The sequence below is a fragment of the Mycolicibacterium aichiense genome (assembly GCF_010726245.1).
Lineage (GTDB): Bacteria > Actinomycetota > Actinomycetes > Mycobacteriales > Mycobacteriaceae > Mycobacterium > Mycobacterium aichiense.
Genome location: NZ_AP022561.1, coordinates 5,252,338 through 5,270,183, shown reverse-complemented (window position 1 = coordinate 5,270,183; position 17,846 = coordinate 5,252,338). Strand labels below are relative to the sequence as shown.

Here is a 17,846-nt window from a genome sequence, read left to right as displayed (position 1 = left end):
AGGGACGACGTGGCTGACAAGCTGAAGGTTGATGTCGACGGCCTGCTCGGTGGCGGATCTGCTATCGGCGAGCAGGCAACCGCCCTATCGGCGTCCCATCTGCAGTCGATGGTGGGACTCGGTGACGCCGAATCTGGATGGGTAGGCACATCGGCCGATGCGCTGGTGCGCATGGCCAGCGCGTGGCAGCGGGTATCCGATCAGCACTACACCGCACTCACCCGGCAGGCCGCACACGTTGCGGCGGCAGCCCGGACGTTCTACGCCACGGATGAACGCACCGCTGCTGTGCTCGAGCAGGTCGGCGACCGAGTAGACGGGGAACCGTACGATTCAGCTCAATAGGAGAATCGGTACGAATACGGCTTCGAACGCCAGCACCCCCAGACAGGCATAGAACGCACCGCGGGCGACGTGCCAGTGGCTCTTGAAGGGCAGTACTGCTGCCACGCCGGCAAGCACGGCGGGAAACAGCGGAGCGAGCGGCCAAAGGAATCCAAACGTCAGGATCACCGATGCGAAGCCGGTGTATAGGCCGACGAGCAGCGCGACGGGATGCTGATCCTCGAGGGCTGTCGGGCCGGTTGTTGTGTGCGGCGGTCTATCGATGGTCGTCACCCCCTCCACGAAATCGCATGCGTCAAGAGACCGGGCAGCCAAACCATAAGCACCGGCGTAAGACCGGTGAGTGGGGCCAGGATCAAACCAATTCCAAAGGCGCCATTGGGTGTACCGCCGCGGCGGTACACAATTGCTCCGGCGACCACCATGACCGCCGCGGCGACGCATACTGAGATGACTGCCGGTGCAGATGCCTTCGACGCCAGAATGGCACCCGCTGCAAGTCCCCAGAACACCCCACCGATGAGCGCGCCAACCAAAGTCGCTCTCCGCCAATCAACCATGCGGACCGCCATGTCAATGCCTCCACAGTTCAGCGGACCATGAAGGCAGTGGCGTCCACCGTCGATCCACTGTTGTCATTGTCCTTACTCCTTACTCTCTAGCGCGGGACAAGGAACTCGTCGCCCTGAAATGGCGTGTACGTCCGCACCACTGGCACCTCACCTGCCGTCGTTGGTCCGAACGGGGTGAAGTTGCCAGGGGGCACAATCGCCAGTGGCGGCGTAATCGGCATGGCTTGCGGTCCGTGCACGGACCCAAGTTGTGGCGGTTCGATCTGCGGGACGACGCTATTGAAACATGTGACGATCATGGGGTCGCCAATGTCTTTATGAGGAAGTAGACCGATCATCGGCCCGGAAGCATCGTCGGTGAAGCTCGGCCAGGATTGCAGCAGCGGTGTGGTGGTTCCGTTTCGGTCGCCGTAGATCTCAAGTGCGGGGAATGACGTCACGGTGCCACCCACCCGTGGCCCGTCAGCGCTCGGGCTGATCCCTAGTGTGCCATTGACGCTGAACGGAATGGCTTTCGCCGGCACCTCGCCTCCTGGCGAGAAGGGGTCAGCGGCGTTGTAACGCAACAAGACTGCCCCGTTTGATTGCTGGATTGCCGAAACATCGGGCGTGCCGGCCCTGACTTGTCCGGTATCGGCGTTGACTGACGGATTCTGGCGAGCGACGATGATCCCGTTCTCGAAGTCGGTGTAGATCGCGACGCGCGACTCTTCGGGGCCGATGAACGGCGAGAAGCCACGGTTGTCGCCGACGTTGTTGTCGTACGGCAACATGTGCTCGTTGTCGGAAAGTGGGAGTTCGATTGCCGGAGCCCATACGTCCTTGCTCGGAATGAACAGATTCGTGCGCACGACCCCCTGTCCCGGTATGGGCTTGATGCGGGCGACGACGATATTCGCTTCCACACCTTGATTTTTCGGGTTGTAGCTGTGCGGATCCAGCGCGGAAGCAGTCGTCCAATCACTCGTGCTGACCGGGTCTCGTCCGAATGTCTTACGGAACGCGTCGATTTGGTTGCGCTTTTGGTCCGAATCAGGAGCTATCGGCGCTTCGGCTATGTCGCCGTCGGCCATCTCGGACGCCGCGTTGTCTAGTGAGGTGGCTAGGTGCCGATCGGTCGAATCAGCGCGCCGCAGGAGATCGACGATCGCATCGTCGACGATTTGCAGGTGCCGCGCGGTTTCGGCTTGTTGCTTTGGGTCGGCCGAGTGAAAGCACTCGAGTGAACTGCTCGCAACGTCGATCGTGATTCCCCATCTGTCGGCCATGCGTTGGATGCGAGTCCACTCCGCCTTGATGGATTCCACCTCGGACGCTGCGGACGAGACGTCACGGCCCGCTTGGTCGCATTCGTCGGCGTGCTGAAGGAGGCTGTTGCCGATTACTCGTGCCCGGGCAGTGGACGCCTCCCGCGAGGCGCCTTGCCATTCCAATTTCGCGATAATGGCGCCTTGGTTGTGCGCCACGTCGCGAAAGTGAGTCGCACGCTCAGCCGCCGTGGCGGCGACCGCGCGAATGGAGCCGGGATCCCACCGGTCCAGATCCGCGAGCGAAATCCCCACAGCCAGCAAACCTACTAGTCCCCGGGTGCGGCCGGTATTCACTCGGAACTCGGAAATCGAGATCGACGCCAGCGCGCGAACGTCCGAGAGTCGACCACGCTGGCGTCGATCTCGGCGCCGTTGGTGCACGCCGGGAACAAATCCGCAACCCTTGCCGTTGACCCGTTCGACAACTTGAGTGAAACCGACTCAACTCTGGCTTGACAGCCGACCACCGGCGGGGGCAGTCTTGAGCCTGGTTCGCTCAGACCCAAAGACGTAACTATCAGGAGGATTCAACATGGCTCGTGCGGTCGGCATCGACCTCGGGACCACCAACTCCGTCGTGGCGGTACTGGAGGGTGGCGACCCGGTCGTCGTCGCCAACTCCGAAGGGTCCCGCACCACGCCGTCGGTGGTCGCCTTTGCGCGCAACGGCGAAGTGCTGGTAGGCCAGCCCGCCAAGAACCAGGCAGTGACCAACGTCGACCGGACCATCCGTTCGGTGAAGCGGCACATGGGCACCGACTGGTCCGTTGAGATCGACGGCAAGGACTACACCGCGCAGGAGATCAGCGCCCGTGTGCTGATGAAGCTGAAGCGGGACGCCGAAAGCTACCTCGGTGAGGACATCACCGACGCGGTCATCACTGTGCCCGCGTACTTCAATGACGCCCAGCGTCAGGCCACCAAGGAAGCCGGCCAGATCGCCGGCCTCAACGTGCTGCGCATCGTCAACGAACCGACGGCTGCCGCTCTGGCCTACGGCCTGGACAAGGGCAGCAAGGAACAGACCATCCTGGTCTTCGACCTCGGTGGCGGCACGTTCGACGTCTCGCTGCTGGAGATCGGCGACGGCGTCGTCGAGGTCCGCGCGACCTCCGGTGACAACCACCTCGGTGGCGACGACTGGGATGACCGGATCGTCGAATGGCTGGTCGACAAGTTCAAGGGCACCAGTGGCATCGATCTGACCAAGGACAAGATGGCCATGCAGCGGCTTCGTGAAGCCGCCGAGAAGGCCAAGATCGAGCTGAGCTCCAGTGGCAGCACCTCGATCAACCTGCCCTACATCACCGTCGACGCCGACAAGAACCCGTTGTTCCTCGACGAGCAGCTGACCCGTTCGGAGTTCCAGAAGATCACCCAAGATCTGCTGGACCGCACCCGCCAGCCGTTCCAGCAGGTCATCAAGGACGCCGGCATCTCGGTGTCCGACATCGACCACGTGGTGCTCGTGGGTGGTTCCACCCGCATGCCCGCGGTGACCGACCTGGTCAAGGAACTCACCGGTGGCAAGGAGCCCAACAAGGGCGTCAACCCGGACGAGGTCGTGGCCGTCGGTGCCGCCCTGCAGGCCGGTGTGCTCAAGGGTGAGGTCAAGGACGTTCTGCTGCTCGATGTCACCCCGCTGTCGCTGGGTATCGAGACCAAGGGCGGCGTGATGACCAAGCTCATCGAGCGCAACACCACCATCCCGACCAAGCGGTCGGAGACCTTCACCACCGCCGACGACAACCAGCCGTCGGTGCAGATCCAGGTCTATCAGGGTGAGCGCGAGATCGCCGCACACAACAAGCTGCTCGGCAGCTTCGAGCTGACCGGTATCCCGCCGGCTCCGCGCGGCGTGCCCCAGATCGAGGTGACCTTCGACATCGACGCCAACGGCATCGTGCACGTAACCGCCAAGGACAAGGGCACCGGCAAGGAGAACACGATCAAGATCCAGGAGGGCTCCGGCCTCTCCAAGGAAGAGATCGACCGGATGATCAAGGACGCCGAAGCGCACGCCGAGGAAGACCGTAAGCGTCGCGAAGAGGCCGACGTCCGCAACCAGGCCGAGTCGCTGGTCTACCAGACGGAGAAGTTCGTCTCCGAGCAGCGCGACGCCGAGGGCGGCTCCAAGGTCCCCGAGGACACCTTGACCAAGGTCGACGCCGCGATCGCGGAAGCGAAGACGGCACTGGCCGGCACCGACATCGGTGCGATCAAGTCCGCCATGGAGAAGCTCGGCCAGGAAAGCCAGGCTCTGGGCCAGGCCATCTACGAGGCCACCCAGGCCGACCAGAGTGCCGGTCCGTCGGGTGGATCGTCGGCTGACGATGTCGTGGATGCCGAGGTCGTGGATGACGATGATCAGGAGCGCAAGTGAGCGAAGGTCGCGAGGAAGAACCGGTAACTGTCACCGACAAGCGCCGAATCGACCCCCAGACCGGAGAAGTTCGCGAAGCCTCCGGCCCGGCCCCAAGTGGGTCGGCGCCGGGGGCGGCGGGCGCCGGCGGGGAGCAGGCCGACAAGGTCGCTGAACTCACCGCCGATCTGCAGCGTGTGCAGGCCGACTTCGCCAACTACCGCAAGCGCGCGCTGCGCGATCAGCAGGTAGCCGGCGAGCGGGCAAAGGCCGCCGTGGTGAGCCAGTTGCTCACCGTGCTCGACGACCTCGATCGTGCCCGCAGCCACGGTGATCTGGAGACCGGCCCGTTGAAGTCGGTTGCCGACAAGCTCACGGCCGCGCTGGCCGGGCTGGGTCTGACCGCATTCGGCGCAGAGGGTGACGAGTTCGATCCGTCGCTGCACGAAGCCGTGCAGCACGAGGGCGAAGGCTCCAAGCCGGTGCTGGGCAACGTGATGCGGCAGGGCTACCGGCTCGGCGATCAGGTGCTCCGGCACGCACTCGTCGGGGTGGTCGACACCGTCGACGACGGGTCAGCGGCACCTCAGAAGGGCGACACGCCCGTCAACGGCGACCAGAGCGGCGCGCAGAACGCAGAATCGAATTAACAGCATGAGCAACGGTGAGAGGAGGTGACGCGGCATGGTTCAACGCGAATGGGTTGAGAAGGATTTCTACAAGGTGCTCGGCGTCTCCTCTGACGCCAGCGAGGACGAGATCAAGCGGGTGGCCCGCAAGCTGCTCGCCGAGAATCACCCCGACCGCAACCCGGACAACAAGGCGGCCGACGAGCGCTACAAAGAGGTTGGTGAGGCCAGGGATGTCCTGACCGACCCGGCCAAGCGTAAGGAGTACGACGAGACCCGGCGGATGTTCGCCGGCGGCGGTTTCCGCCGCGGTAACGGTGGCGGCGGCGGTGGATTCGGCGGCTTCAGCGGTTACGGCGCCGACGGCGGCGAGTTCAATTTGAACGACCTGTTCGACACCGCAAGCCAGACCGGCGGCACGAACATCGGCGACTTGTTCGGTGGCCTGTTCGGGCGCGGCGCAGCGCCGCGCCCGAGCCGGCCGCGGCGCGGTAAGGACCTGGAGACCGAGACCGATCTCGATTTCCTGGAGGCGACCAAGGGTGTCGCCATGCCGCTTCGGCTGACCAGCCCGGCGCCGTGCACGAATTGCCATGGCAGCGGTGCACGTCCGGGCACCAGCCCGAAGGTGTGTCCGTCGTGCAACGGCTCCGGTGTGATCAACCGCAACCAGGGCGCGTTCGGGTTCTCCGAACCGTGCACCGACTGCCGGGGTAGCGGCTCGATCATCGAGCACCCCTGCGACGAGTGCCACGGCACCGGAGTCACCACCCGGACCCGCACCATCAACGTCCGGATCCCACCGGGCGTAGAGGACGGTCAGCGCATCCGGCTGGCCGGCCAGGGTGAAGCCGGGTTGCGCGGTGCGCCGTCAGGCGATCTGTATGTCACCGTGCATGTTCGGCCGGACAAGGTGTTCGGCCGTGACGGCGACGACCTGACCGTGGCGGTTCCGGTGAGCTTCACCGAACTGGCCTTGGGGACAACGCTTTCCGTTCCCACCCTGGAGGGCAAGGTTGGTGTGCGAGTGCCGAAGGGCACCGCCGACGGCCGGATCCTGCGGGTGCGTGGGCGCGGAGTGCCCAAGCGCGACGGCGGTCACGGCGACCTGCTGGTCACCGTGAAGGTTGCCGTGCCGCCGAATCTCGAGGGCCAAGCGCTCGAGGCACTGGAGGCCTACGCGGCCGCCGAACGGGCGAGCGGCTTCGACCCTCGGGCGGGATGGGCGGGTAACCGCTGATGGCCACCTCTGATGAGGCCCGGACGTTTCTGATCTCGGTGGCCGCCGAGCTGGCCGGTATGCATGCGCAGACACTGCGCACGTACGACCGGCTCGGCCTGGTCAGCCCCCGGCGTAGTTCCGGTGGGGGACGGCGTTATTCGGAGCGCGACGTCGAACTGCTGCGCGAGGTGCAGCGGCTGTCGCAGGACGAAGGCGTGAACCTCGCAGGGATCAAGCGGATCATCGAGTTGACCAATCAGGTCGAGGCTCTGCAGTCCCGCGTCGAGGAGATGATGGCCGAGCTGGAGTCGTTGCGCGCCAACCAGCGTCGTGACCTGGCGGTCGTACCGAAGAGCACCGCGCTGGTGGTCTGGAAGCCGCGCCGCTAGTCGGCCAGGCGAAGTCAGCGCACGCGGATCGTGAACACCGAGACCGCCGGCTGCCCCGGCGTCGCGGTGTTGTAGCTGCCTGTGCTGAGCGCGTTGGTCGGCGCGGCCATCGGCTCCAGCCCCACCACATCGTCGTTGCCGGGCGCGAAAATCTGCGCGGCCGGGAATCCCTGGGCGAACACCACGTCGATACGGCGGTCACCGGCGCCGAGTGAGAACACCCCACCCGCCGGTACCCCGTCGAAGCCGTCGTCAAATGTCTTGTCGGCCAGCTTCTCTGAATAGGCCGGCCAGTCCACCCGCTCGCCGGTCGGGAGCCCGCGGTCGTCGACGAGCAGATGCGCCAAGGCCGGCGTCTGCAGCGTCCATTCCGATCGAGGAGCCCCGGGAACGGTCAGGTAAGGGTGGAAGCCGTAACACAGTGGCACCGCCGCCGACGTGGTGGCCGTGACGGTGGTCTGCACTGTCAGCGCCCGATCGGCCAGCGTGATGTCGAGGGCGACGACGTGCGGGAACGGGAAGCTGGCCAGCAGGGCCGGCCGGCTTCCGTAGTCCAGTTCGGCGACCAGCCGGTTCTCCGACTGCTCGGTGATTTGCCAGCCGGGGTATGCGGCGAGCACGCCGTGGATCGGCAGGCCGTGCGGGTCGGTGCGCACGCCGCCGACTCCGGGGGTCAACGTCACTGCGCCGCCGTCTAGCCCATAGCCGTTGGCGCTCAACCGATTAGCCCACGGATACAGGATCGGGATGCCGAGCGTCTTACCGTCGCTCACATATGCCTGCAGCCGGCGGCGCTGCCCGAGTAGTTCCACGCCGTCGTCGGACAGCGACGTGCAGATCATGCCCGCCGACGGGACATACGTCGCCGTCAGTGGTGAGGATGGATCATGCAGAACGACGGACGGCAGCTCGGCCACCGTCGAAGTCTAACTGTGGGCGCCGATGTAGCTGGTCAAGTCGTCGATCGTGCGCAGTGAGGCGTACTCCGACTCCGGGATGTCGACCTCGAAGCGCTTGTGCAACCGGACCAGGAAGTTCAGCCAGTCCATCGAATCCAGGTCGACCTGATCACGCAGGAGCTCGGAGTTGGACAGGTCGCCCTCCTCGATCTCCGGTGCGATCGCGAGCAGTTCCTGCACAACCTGGTCGCGGATCTCGGTAGCGCTCACGTCGGGTACCTCCTACAGCTCTTGGGGCTGCTGCAGCAACCGGTTGATCTCGGCAAGGAACAGCGCGCCGCGATGACCGTCACTGGCGCGATGGTCGGCGGCCAAGCTGGCCTGCACCGTTGTGGCCACCCGGATTCCACCGTCGACCACGACGACGCGCTGCGCCGGCCGGCCGAATCCCACAATGGCTACCTGAGGGGGGTAGATGACACCGAACACCGAGTCGACACCCTTGTCACCGAGATTGGTGACGGTAATCGTCGGATCGGACATCTCTGAACTGCGCAGCGAGCCCGCCCGGGCCCGGGCCACCAGATCGGTCAGGTCGGCCATCAACTCGTCGAGCTTCTTCTCGGCCACATCGTGGATCGCCGGCGCCACCAGTCCACCGCCGCGCAGCGAGATCGCCACGCCCACATGCACTGCCGAGTGCGCTTCGTAGCCTTCGTCGCGCCAGAACCCGCTGAACTCGGTGAACCGCTGCGCGGCCAGGGCCACCGCTTTGAGCTGCAGAACCGCGGGCAGCAATCGCTCGGTGATGGGCCGGTTCACGTTCTGTTCGGTCAGCCAGCCCAGCGCGGTGTCCAGGATGATCTCGTCGGCGAGGTAGTAGTGCGGGATCTCCCGTTTGGAGCGACTCATCGCCGCGGCGATCGATGCGCGCATGGCGGCGCCGCGCTGCTTGGCCTTCTCCGCCGCGGACTTCGGCTCGGAACTCACGTCTGCCGGCGTCGGGGCAGGTTTGGGCTCGGCGTGGTGCTGTGCGGCAGCGGCGTGCTCGACATCGATGAGTGTGATCGCGCCCTGTGGGCCGGTGCCTGTCACAACGCCGAGGTCGACGCCCAGCGAAGCCGCCGTACGCCGGGCCACCGGGGACACCCACAGCCGGTGGCCGACGGGCGCGACCTGACTCGGCCGTTGTACAACCGGGGCTTCGGGTTGCGGCGCCACGGCCGGTGTCGCAACCGGTGAGGCGGTGCGCCGTTGCACCGCCTCACCGGGCTCGGCCAAGGTTGCCAATGGGGTGCCCACAGCCACCGTCTGCCCGACCGGGACCAGCAATTCGGCGACAACACCCTCATGCCAGCATTCGATTTCGACTGCAGCCTTGGTGGTTTCGACGACAGCGACGATCTGTCCGCGGGTGATCGTGTCGCCGGGCTTGACCAGCCACTCGTCAAGTGTGCCCTCGTCCATGTCCGCGCCGAGGGCGGGCATCGTGAACTCGATCATCCGCAGGTGCCTTTCCCCGGGTCGCTTCGCTCCTGCCCGCCGGTGCCTTTCCCCGGGTCGCTTCGCTCCTGCCCGCCGGGGTCTCCGAACAGACCCCGCACCGCGGCCACGATCTTGTCCGGCTGGGGCAGTGCCGCCTCCTCGAGGTGCTTGGCGTAGGGGATCGGCACCTCGACGCTGCACACCCGGGCGATCGGCGCATCCAGGTCGTAGAACGCCCCCTCGACGATCCGCGCGCTGATCTCGCCGGCCAGACTGCCGGTACGCCACGCCTCGTCGATGACCACCGCGCGATGCGTCTTGCGGACCGACTCCAGGATGGTGTCGTCATCGAGGGGGCGAAGCACGCGCAGATCGATCACCTCGCAGTCGATCCCCGCCAGAGCCAGTTGGTCGGCGGCATCGAGTGCCTTGGGTACGCAGCCGCCGTAGGCGATCAGTGTGACGTCAGTTCCGTTGCGGCGCAGCGCCGCCCGGCTGATGTCGGTCGGCACCAGGCTGTCGACGTCGACGGCGGTGTTGTAGAGCTGCACATGCTCGAACACGATCACCGGGTCGGGATCGTCCAGGGCGGTGAGCAGCATCCCGTACGCGTCGGCCACCGTCGCCGGTGCCACCACCTTGATCCCCGGGATGTGGGCGTACCACCCCTCCAGGCTGTGGGAGTGCTGGGCGGCGAGCTGACGCCCGGCGCCGGTCGCCATCCGGACGACCAGTGGAACAGAGAATTGCCCGCCAGACATGTGTCGAAGGGCCGCAGCGGTATTCACGATCTGGTCGAGCGCCAGCAGACTGAAGTTCACGGTCATGACTTCGACGATCGGACGCAGACCGTTGATCGCGGCTCCGATGCCGATGCCGACGAATCCCAGCTCCGACAGCGGGGTGTCACGGATCCGCTCGGGGCCGAACTCCTCCAGAAGCCCCTTCGACGCCGCGTAGGTGCCGCCGTAGCGCCCCACGTCCTCGCCCAGCAGAACCACTCGCGGGTCGTTGCGCATCGCCTCGCGAATCGCGTCGTGGACGGCGTTGCGGTAGGTGGTCTTCACGACAGTGCCTCCGCTGGGGTCATCAGATCTCGGGTGAGTTCCTCGACGCTCTCCAACGTTCCGGCCTCGGCGTAGGCCACCGCGTCGTCGACCTCGGTGGCGGCGCGCTGTTCCATGGCCGCGACGTCGTCGGCGCTCAGAGTGCCGTCGGCCAGGCACTTCTCGGTGAACAGCCGGATCGGATCGCGTTCACGCCAGTGCTCCACTTCGGTCTTCTCCCGGTACAACTCGGGGTCGAACATCGAATGCGGGCGGAACCGGTAGGTGCGGAATTCGAGAAAGAACGGGCCACCCTGGGTGCGGATGTGCTCGACGGCGGCGACCGTGGCGGCATGGCAGGCCAGCACATCCATGCCGTCGGCCGATGCGGTGGGTACCCGGTAGGCCGCGGCGTTGGCGGTGACGTCGGTCTGGGAGAGCTCGCGGTCGATCGCGGTGCCCATGGCGTAGCGATTGTTCTCGCAGAGATAGAGCACCGGCAACTGCCACAACTCGGCCATGTTCAGCGACTCGTGGAAAGCGCCCTCGGCGATCGCACCTTCCCCGAAATAGCAGGCGGTGAGGCGATTTCGCTTGAGTTGCGCGTCGGCGAAGGCGAGGCCGGTGGCCAGCGGCAGGCCGCCAGCCACGATCGCGTTGCCACCGTAGAATCGGCGCGAGGCATCGAACAGGTGCATCGACCCGCCGCGCCCACGCGAGCAGCCTTCCTGCTTGCCGAACATCTCGGCCATGATCGAGGTGAGTGGGACGCCGCGGAGCAGAGCGTGGGCATGGTCCCGGTACGTGGCGACGACGGCGTCGTCGGGTCCCAGTGCGCGCAAGGAGCCTGCGGCCACCGCTTCCTCACCGACGTACAGGTGCAGGAAGCCACGAATCTTTGCCGCACTGTACATTTCGGCGCATTTCTCTTCCATGCGCCGGACCCGGATCATGTCCGAGAGCAGTCCGCGCGCCAGGTCCTGATCGGTCATGCGGTCACCTCGCTGCCGTGCCGGACGGGGGCGGTCTCCACCGTCGAGGTATCGCCCTCCGGCAGTCCCAGCTCGCGGGCCTTGAGGAGCCGGCGCATGATCTTGCCGGAACGGGTGTGGGGCAACGCATCCACGAAATCGATCTCCTTGGGAGCCACCGCGGCCCCCAGTCTCTTTCGGGCATGGCCCATCAGGTCGCGACGCAACTCGTCGCTCCCGGTGTAACCAGTCTTGAGCGTGACGAACGCCTTGACCAGCTCGCCGTAGGTGGGGTCGGGCTTACCGATCACCGCCGCCTCGGCAACGGCGGGATGATCAGTAAGCACATTCTCGACCTCGAACGGCCCGATCAGATGACCCGACGACTTGATGACGTCGTCGGCCCGCCCGACGAACCAGAGATATCCGTCGGCGTCTCGCTTCACCAGATCACCGGACAGGTACAGGTCGCCGGCAAAACTGTTGCGGTAGCGCTCGTCTTGGTTGAGATATGCCCGGAACATCGACGGCCAGCCGACGCGCAGCGCCAGTTCGCCTTCGACGTCCGGCTCGTCGATCACAGTGACCGTACCGGCGTCGTCGCGGTGCACCACGCAGGCGTCGACCCCGGGCAGCGGGCGGCCCATCGAGCCGGGCTTGATGTCGAAGGCCGGGGTGTTGGCCACCATGATGCCGCCGGTCTCGGTCTGCCACCAGTTGTCATGAATCGGCAAGCCCAGCACCCGCTTGCCCCACCACACCGCTTCGGCGTTGAGCGGCTCACCCACACTGGCGATGAATCTCAGGTGCGGGAAGTGGTACTGCGCAGGCAGTTCCGGGCCGGCTTTGATGAGCATCCGAATCGCGGTCGGGGCCGTGTACCACACCGTCACCTGCTCGTCCTGCAGGATCCGGTACCACCGTTGCGCATCGAACTCGGCCTCGTCGATGATCGAGGTGACACCGTGCAGCAGCGGGGCGATGATCCCGTATGACGTGCCGGTCACCCAGCCGGGATCGGCTGTGCACCAATAGATGTCGCCCGCATGGAGATCGAGGGCGTAGCGGCCGGTGATGTAGTGCATGGCGACCGCGCCGTGGACGTGCTGCGCGCCCTTGGGTGTCCCGGTGGTGCCGCTGGTGAAGTGCAGCAGCGACGGATCGTCAGCGGTGGTGTGCTCGATGGGTGCGTCATCGCCTGCGGCGTCCATCAGCCGATGGAAGTTCTCGGTTCCCTCGATATCGTCGCCGACCACCAGGACATGTTTGACCGATGTCAGCTCCCCGCGGATCTTGGCGATCTTGCGCTTGTAGATCGCCGCCGTGGTGACCAGCACGTCGGCTGATCCGATGGTGACGCGGGTGGCGATCGGTTCGGGGCCGAAGGCGGAGAACAGCGGTGAGACCACGCTGCCGTTGCGTAGCGCGCCGAGCATGGTGGTGTAGAGCTCCGGGACGCGGCCCATGATGACGAAGACGCGGTCGCCCTTGCCGATTCCCAAGCCCCGCAGGACGTTGGTGAACCGTCGCGACAGCCGGCCCAGCTCGGCGTAGCTGATGTCGTGGGTGGTCAGCTCGGGGGAATCAGGGGTGTCGGCGATGAAGCGCAACGCGGTCCGGTCGGCATCGGGGCCGTCGGCGTGCCGATCGACGGCGGCGTAGGCGATGTTGCAGCCGCCCTCGCCCATCGGGGCGCACAGGTCGGGCACATCCGACCATCGAAACGAGGCGCGGGTCTGCGCGTAGTCGATGAGGTTGGGGGTGACCTTGAGGTCGCCGTCGCCTTTGTGGATGACGTCCATGGTGTCCCTCACACGTGCGGTGGGGCCAGGACGCCCTTGCGGCGGGCCTGCCCCAGGTTGGCCATCACCCTGTCGCGCAACGTCGCGTAGGCGGCACCGCTGTTGAGGATGTCGTGGCGGTCCTGATGGCGGAGGTAGGCGTCGAGCCGCCGTTCCAGCGACCAGTCCCAGTAGATGCGTCCGGTGTATGGCGAGCAAAGGAATTCCCAAGCAACGGCGTCGAGTTCAGTCTCGTCGGCCAAACCAGAAGTCATCTCCACCCCTCACTTACCACCCCCACAAACGATGGTGGTCGAGCCCGCTGAGAGCTGGAAGGGACGAAAGTCCCCGAACTCGGGGCTAACGGGCTGCGACCGGCTGGGTCAGTGCAGCGGGTCGTGCTGGATGCGCTCCGGCGGTGCGCCCTTGGCGAGCAGAGCGTCGCGGGTGGCGCGCACCATCGCGGGACCTCCGCAGATCAGGATCTGCCGATCGCCCCAGCCGCCGTATTTGGTGACCACCTCGGGCAGCCGCCCGGTCTGGCGCACATGCAGGCCCCGCGGCGGCTGGACATCGGGATAGTCGGCGGCCCACGGCGGATCGCCGGCGTACTCCGACACCGGCGATACCGACAGCCATGGGTTGGAGGCCGCGATCTCCCACAAGGTCCGCAGGTCGTACAGCTCGCAGGGATAGCGGGCGCCGAAGAACAGATGCACCCGCGGGTTCTCGCCGAATCGGCACAGGTCCATGATCAGCGCGCGCAGCGGCGCCAATCCGGTGCTACCCGCCACCATCAGCACGTCGCCGCCGTCGCGGTCCACCTCCATCGCACCGTGCGGGCTGGACAGCCGCCAGCGATCGCCCGGCCGGGTCTCGCCGACGATCGAATTGCTGACCATGCCGCCGAGCACCGAGCGCACGTGGAACTCGATGAAGCCGTCCGGGTCCGGCGGCATCGCGGGCGACAGGAAGCGCCAGCGGCGCGGACACTGCGGAACAGAGACGTTGACGTACTGGCCGGGGTGATACGGCATCGGCCGGTCCAGGTGCAGGCGCACGACCGCGAGGTCGCGTGACACCCGGTGGTGCTCGAGGACGGTGCCGTCCCACCATGCGGGCCCGTCCTCGGCGTCGGCCGCGCCGCCCATGACTCCGGTGATCAGGTTCACGGCCTGAATGGCGGCGTCATCGACGGCGGGGGTCCAGCGATCACTGAGGTGGCTGCGCATCTCGGAATACCACGCCTGCCGCATGCTGTCGTAATGCCGTTGTGTGACACCGTATTTGCGGTGATCACGGCCGAGCTGTGCGAGGAAAGCCACCGGGGCCTGGGCGCGTTGCGCCACGAACTCACCGAATACCCAGTGCATCGCCTGACCGAACGCCGCCCGCTGCGGCGCCAGTTCCGGGGGGAACAGGTCCCGGACTTCGGAGTCCAATGCGAACCAGCGGGTGTAGAACCGGTTCAGCAACTCGTGGGACGCAGACTGGGGAGAACCCGAGCCTTCGAAGGCAGCCTGCAGCACCGCGAGCGCTTCACGATCCTCCAGACCCACGGCCGCGAGTGTAGGCCCGCGGGCTACAGGCCGTGAATGCCCTTGTACAACACCATGACGCCGATGACGACCAGGATCACGGCGACCAGCGTCGCGTGCTGGGCCTCCATCCAGTCCTTGAGCTTGGTCAACGGTCGGTCCAACCGCTCACCGGCGATCAGGTAGGCCAGGACCGGCAACGCCACCGAGGACGCCGCGACGGCGGTGAACACCGCGTCGGCCGTCCACGCTCCGGTGGTCCCCAGCCCCGCCGAGCCGATCGCCAAACCGGCTGCGGCACACATGAACAGCACCTTCGGGTTGACCACCACCAGCACCACCGCGGTCACGAAGGCGCGGGGCGGACCGATGCTGGTCATCGAGGTCAGCCACTTTGGGGTGTGCTCCGAGCGCTTACGCGTGAACCATCGGTAGAGCCCGAACGCGACGAGCGCCGCCCCGATCCCGATGCGGACGTACGGCGCCCACGTCGGCTGTTTGTTGAGTCCGCCGAGAGCATTCGACACCAGCACGAACGCCGCGGTCAGGCTGCCTATGCCGAGCACCCAACCCACCAGGAACGCCAGACTGGTCGGCCGGGGTGAGGGCGTGTGCAGCATGAGGATGCCCGGAATGATCGTCAGCGGGGACAGCGTGATGACGAGCGCCAGGGGGATCAGTTCGGTCAGTTCCGAACCGAGGCCGGTCGTCACAGGTGCCTCCTGGGAGTAGACGGGCAACGCTCGGTCACGGCTGACCGTACTATCTCTGCCCGTGGGCATGGATGCCGACGAAGAAAAGGGTGACGACCGCCACGGCGGCCAGCAGCACACCCTGGTCTACGTCTCCGGGGTGGCAGCGTTGGTGCTGCTCGCGATACTGGTGTACGCGGTACTGGACACCTCGGAGAGCTCGCAGCGACCCGACGGGCCGGTGACGTATGCGCCGGCGATCAGCACCACGACGTCCTCGACCAAGAAGACGTCGACAACGTCGCGCACCACGTCGACGCGGGTCTCCACCACCGATCTGAACCCGGGCTCGGCATCCTCGATCTCGACGTCACCGTCGGACACCTCGAGCGAAGTGGTCATCCCGTCGGAGACCGAGTACTCCACTCCGACGACGACGGTGACGCTGACCAACCCCTACGCCACCACGTCCCCGCCGAATGCCGGGCGAACCTAGGTGCTCTGCAGTTCTGCGGTGATCATCTCGTAGCCGCCCGTCTTCCAGGCCTTCATGAAGTCGTCGAGCGGCATCGGGAAGCCCTGTCCGTTCTGCACGCTGCTGTCATTGACGTAGATCATGTTCCTGGACAGGTCAACGCTGATCACGAGTAGCGCATGGTCTGCCGTGGCGGCCTCGACGTTTGCGGGCGACCTGTTGAAATAGCGTCGCTGGTACGCGTTCCACATCACGTCGGCGTTGGCAGCCACGATGACGGCCTGGCCCTGCTGCAGCGCGGTGAACATGGCCTGCTTGGCGACCTCGTCCTGGCCCTTGAGGTATTTGGTGTAGTCGGCGTTGACGCCGTTTTCGTTCAGCAGGGTGACGGCGTCCCGGAAAGACACGCCGCCCACGGTCGGGTTGTACATCTTCTTGCCGTAGTACACCCCACTCGGGCTCTCGATCGCCCGGTCTACCAGCTGCTGAGCCAAGGCACGGATGTCCTCCGGTGCGGTGATGCCCTTGAGCTGGCTGATGGCGGCAGCGCTTGCCATCAGCGTGCAGGTTCCCTTGAAGCCCCGTTCGTAGAAATAGGGCTGGCTGGTCCAGAACGGGAAGTTGGCGGCGTAGTTGCCGTACTGGTTGTCTGCGGGCGTCGGCGGCGGCGGCACGTCAGGCCGGGCGACGCCGAGGACGCGCGCCAGATCAAAGCTCAGGTTGGCAAGGTTGTCCTGCGCGACGTCGAGCTGGTTGATGAGGGCTTGCGACAGACCGCCGAAGAATTGTTGGGACGTAGGAAGCGACCACACCACCCTCGTCGTGCTCGGCGGCGGTGGCGGGGTGGACGGCGAACTCGCTAACTGCGCGGTGACGAGCTGATAACTCCAGGCGCCCCACGCCGCCTTGAACTCGTCGGTCGTCATCGTCAGGGCCTGGCCGTCGTCGGCTCGGGTCGGATCGTTGATGGTGACGGTGCCGTCGGCGTTGTCGATCCCGATCACAATCACGGTCTTGCCGTTCGGGGTGTCCCTGCCGTCAATGGGGCCGTTGATCGTCGCGATCATCACCTTGGTCGGGTCCTGCAATCCGTTGGCGAGGGCGTTGAACGCGAGGCTCCATTGATCCGTGCTGTAACTGCGAATGATGACGCGAACGTTCTTGTCCTGCAACAGTTCGAAGCTGTCGGCGAACTGAACGAAGTTTGACGGGCCGACGTACATCATCTTGCCCGGGCTCGCAACGCTCGGGGTGATCTTGGCCAAGTCGAAGAACTCGTCGAAGTTTGGCGCGGTCCCAGTGAGTTGCGCGTAGGCCATTGCGATCGTGGTGATCGACGATGTGACGTACGCCTGTGCGGGAACGAAGAACTGCTTGTTCAGCGTCGGATTGCCGAAGGGCAGCGGAAGGGTGATGACCTCACGCGAGAAGCCCAGGCTGCTCGCCAGGTCGGAACCCAACACCTGCAGACTTTCTCGGATCCCGTTGACCTGGTTGGTCACGGTCACCTGGACGTTGTAGACGAACTGCTGCAGGTCCCGCAGTATCTGATTCGGCGTGGGGAGGGCCGGCGTGGCGGCAGCGAGAGCGCGCCGCGCGGCCGTCGGGGCCGGCTCGGTGATCGATGCCGTCGCGCTTTGGACAGCAGCCGGAACTGTTGTGGCCGCGGAGCTTTCGCGAACCTGACCGGTGGCCGGTGACACCGCAGCGGCTGCGTCGATGTCTCTGGCGGGGTTGGCCTTTCGAGGCCTGGCGGCGGCCGAGCCCGTGGAGCTGGGATGGTTGCGGCGACTGGTGGCCTTGGTGGAGGAGGAGCCTTTGGCCGACGGTGCTGCGGACGAGCTCGATGCCGAACCCGCGCTGCTGGACGCCGAATTGCTCGACGACGAGGCGTGGCCGGCTGTCGTGTCGGCGGCTGCGGTGGCGGCCCCACCGAGTATCGCCGCGCCCACTCCCAGGGTCATTGCTCCCGCGCCGAGCCAGATCCGTGGGCTGGGTGTCCGCGGCTTGCTGCCACCCTCGCATCGATTGACAGCGTCGCGGAATTCAGCCATGCCAGCCCCCCGGTTGTTGCATCTGCCACGCAGTACACGCGCGCATGTGAGGTTAGCTGGTAGACGCCGATCCGGG

Annotated in this window: 18 protein-coding genes; 6 read left to right on the top strand and 12 right to left on the bottom strand. The window is 65.9% G+C overall.

Annotated elements, in window-relative coordinates; all coding sequences use genetic code 11:
- Nucleotides 1-9 precede the first annotated feature (9 nt).
- Entirely contained in the window at nt 10-345 is a 336-nt protein-coding gene (locus G6N32_RS25445; protein ID WP_115318365.1) for a hypothetical protein, read from the top strand.
- Here the strand turns inward: G6N32_RS25445 and G6N32_RS25440 are convergent.
- Together G6N32_RS25440 and G6N32_RS28605 are read right to left on the bottom strand one after the other, a co-directional pair.
- Nucleotides 334-618: a hypothetical protein gene (locus G6N32_RS25440; RefSeq protein WP_232077332.1), complete on the bottom strand. Its 285-nt coding sequence runs from the start codon at nt 616-618 to the stop codon at nt 334-336. The two genes, G6N32_RS25445 and G6N32_RS25440, sit on opposite strands and share 12 nt — an antisense overlap.
- 385 nt (nt 619-1,003) lie before the next feature.
- Nucleotides 1,004-2,479 carry a hypothetical protein gene (locus tag G6N32_RS28605; protein ID WP_174901039.1) on the bottom strand — a complete coding sequence of 492 codons (1,476 nt, stop codon included), beginning with the start codon at nt 2,477-2,479 and terminating at the stop codon, nt 1,004-1,006.
- 280 nt (nt 2,480-2,759) lie between these two features.
- Here G6N32_RS28605 and dnaK point away from each other — a divergent pair, with 280 nt between their 5' ends.
- Genes dnaK through G6N32_RS25415 form a run of 4 tightly spaced genes read left to right on the top strand, consistent with a single transcriptional unit; the run spans nt 2,760 to nt 6,829 of the window.
- Nucleotides 2,760-4,610 carry a molecular chaperone DnaK gene (gene dnaK, locus G6N32_RS25430; protein WP_115318366.1) on the top strand — a complete coding sequence of 617 codons (1,851 nt, stop codon included), beginning with the start codon at nt 2,760-2,762 and terminating at the stop codon, nt 4,608-4,610.
- A complete protein-coding gene (gene grpE / locus G6N32_RS25425) occupies nt 4,607-5,239 on the top strand; it encodes a nucleotide exchange factor GrpE (RefSeq protein ID WP_115318367.1) in 633 nt (210 codons plus the stop codon). Before dnaK ends, grpE begins: the two co-directional genes overlap by 4 nt.
- 34 nt (nt 5,240-5,273) lie before the next feature.
- Complete coding sequence (gene dnaJ / locus G6N32_RS25420) at nt 5,274-6,458, top strand: molecular chaperone DnaJ (protein WP_115318368.1); 1,185 nt, start codon at nt 5,274-5,276, stop codon at nt 6,456-6,458.
- On the top strand, nt 6,458-6,829 hold the full coding sequence (locus G6N32_RS25415; RefSeq protein WP_115318369.1) for a heat shock protein transcriptional repressor HspR: 372 nt from the start codon (nt 6,458-6,460) through the stop codon (nt 6,827-6,829). The genes dnaJ and G6N32_RS25415 overlap by 1 nt, the downstream gene beginning before the upstream one ends.
- A gap of 14 nt (nt 6,830-6,843) precedes the next feature.
- Here the strand turns inward: G6N32_RS25415 and G6N32_RS25410 are convergent, their stop codons facing one another.
- The 9 genes from G6N32_RS25410 to G6N32_RS25370 form a co-directional block, all read right to left on the bottom strand.
- Nucleotides 6,844-7,746 carry an aldose 1-epimerase gene (locus G6N32_RS25410; protein ID WP_115318370.1) on the bottom strand — a complete coding sequence of 301 codons (903 nt, stop codon included), beginning with the start codon at nt 7,744-7,746 and terminating at the stop codon, nt 6,844-6,846.
- Nucleotides 7,747-7,755: 9 nt separating this feature from the next.
- Entirely contained in the window at nt 7,756-7,998 is a 243-nt protein-coding gene (locus G6N32_RS25405) for an acyl carrier protein (RefSeq protein ID WP_115318371.1), read from the bottom strand.
- Nucleotides 7,999-8,010: 12 nt separating this feature from the next.
- Nucleotides 8,011-9,231 carry a dihydrolipoamide acetyltransferase family protein gene (locus G6N32_RS25400; RefSeq protein ID WP_115318372.1) on the bottom strand — a complete coding sequence of 407 codons (1,221 nt, stop codon included), beginning with the start codon at nt 9,229-9,231 and terminating at the stop codon, nt 8,011-8,013.
- Nucleotides 9,228-10,280 (bottom strand): alpha-ketoacid dehydrogenase subunit beta, encoded by a 1,053-nt coding sequence (locus G6N32_RS25395; RefSeq protein WP_115318373.1) that lies wholly within the window; start codon nt 10,278-10,280, stop codon nt 9,228-9,230. Before G6N32_RS25395 ends, G6N32_RS25400 begins: the two co-directional genes overlap by 4 nt.
- A complete protein-coding gene (pdhA, locus tag G6N32_RS25390; protein ID WP_115318374.1) occupies nt 10,277-11,251 on the bottom strand; it encodes a pyruvate dehydrogenase (acetyl-transferring) E1 component subunit alpha in 975 nt (324 codons plus the stop codon). Before pdhA ends, G6N32_RS25395 begins: the two co-directional genes overlap by 4 nt.
- On the bottom strand, nt 11,248-13,032 hold the full coding sequence (gene acsA / locus G6N32_RS25385) for an acetate--CoA ligase (protein ID WP_115318375.1): 1,785 nt from the start codon (nt 13,030-13,032) through the stop codon (nt 11,248-11,250). Before acsA ends, pdhA begins: the two co-directional genes overlap by 4 nt.
- An 8-nt stretch (nt 13,033-13,040) precedes the next feature.
- The gene (locus G6N32_RS25380) at nt 13,041-13,286 is read right to left on the bottom strand and encodes a hypothetical protein (protein ID WP_036346847.1); all 246 of its coding nucleotides are present in this window, start codon (nt 13,284-13,286) and stop codon (nt 13,041-13,043) included.
- 108 nt (nt 13,287-13,394) lie between these two features.
- On the bottom strand, nt 13,395-14,570 hold the full coding sequence (locus G6N32_RS25375; protein WP_115318376.1) for an FAD-binding oxidoreductase: 1,176 nt from the start codon (nt 14,568-14,570) through the stop codon (nt 13,395-13,397).
- A 23-nt stretch (nt 14,571-14,593) separates the two neighbouring features.
- The gene (locus tag G6N32_RS25370; RefSeq protein ID WP_115318377.1) at nt 14,594-15,262 is read right to left on the bottom strand and encodes a GAP family protein; all 669 of its coding nucleotides are present in this window, start codon (nt 15,260-15,262) and stop codon (nt 14,594-14,596) included.
- A 67-nt stretch (nt 15,263-15,329) separates the two neighbouring features.
- Between G6N32_RS25370 and G6N32_RS25365 the strand changes: the two genes are divergently transcribed.
- Nucleotides 15,330-15,737 carry a hypothetical protein gene (locus G6N32_RS25365; RefSeq protein ID WP_163789450.1) on the top strand — a complete coding sequence of 136 codons (408 nt, stop codon included), beginning with the start codon at nt 15,330-15,332 and terminating at the stop codon, nt 15,735-15,737.
- On the opposite strand, the gene G6N32_RS25360 is transcribed toward G6N32_RS25365, so the two are convergent.
- Nucleotides 15,734-17,770, bottom strand: coding sequence for a cysteine peptidase family C39 domain-containing protein (locus tag G6N32_RS25360; RefSeq protein WP_147291983.1), 2,037 nt, complete (start codon nt 17,768-17,770; stop codon nt 15,734-15,736). The two genes, G6N32_RS25365 and G6N32_RS25360, sit on opposite strands and share 4 nt — an antisense overlap.
- Between the last annotated feature and the right edge of the window lie 76 nt (nt 17,771-17,846).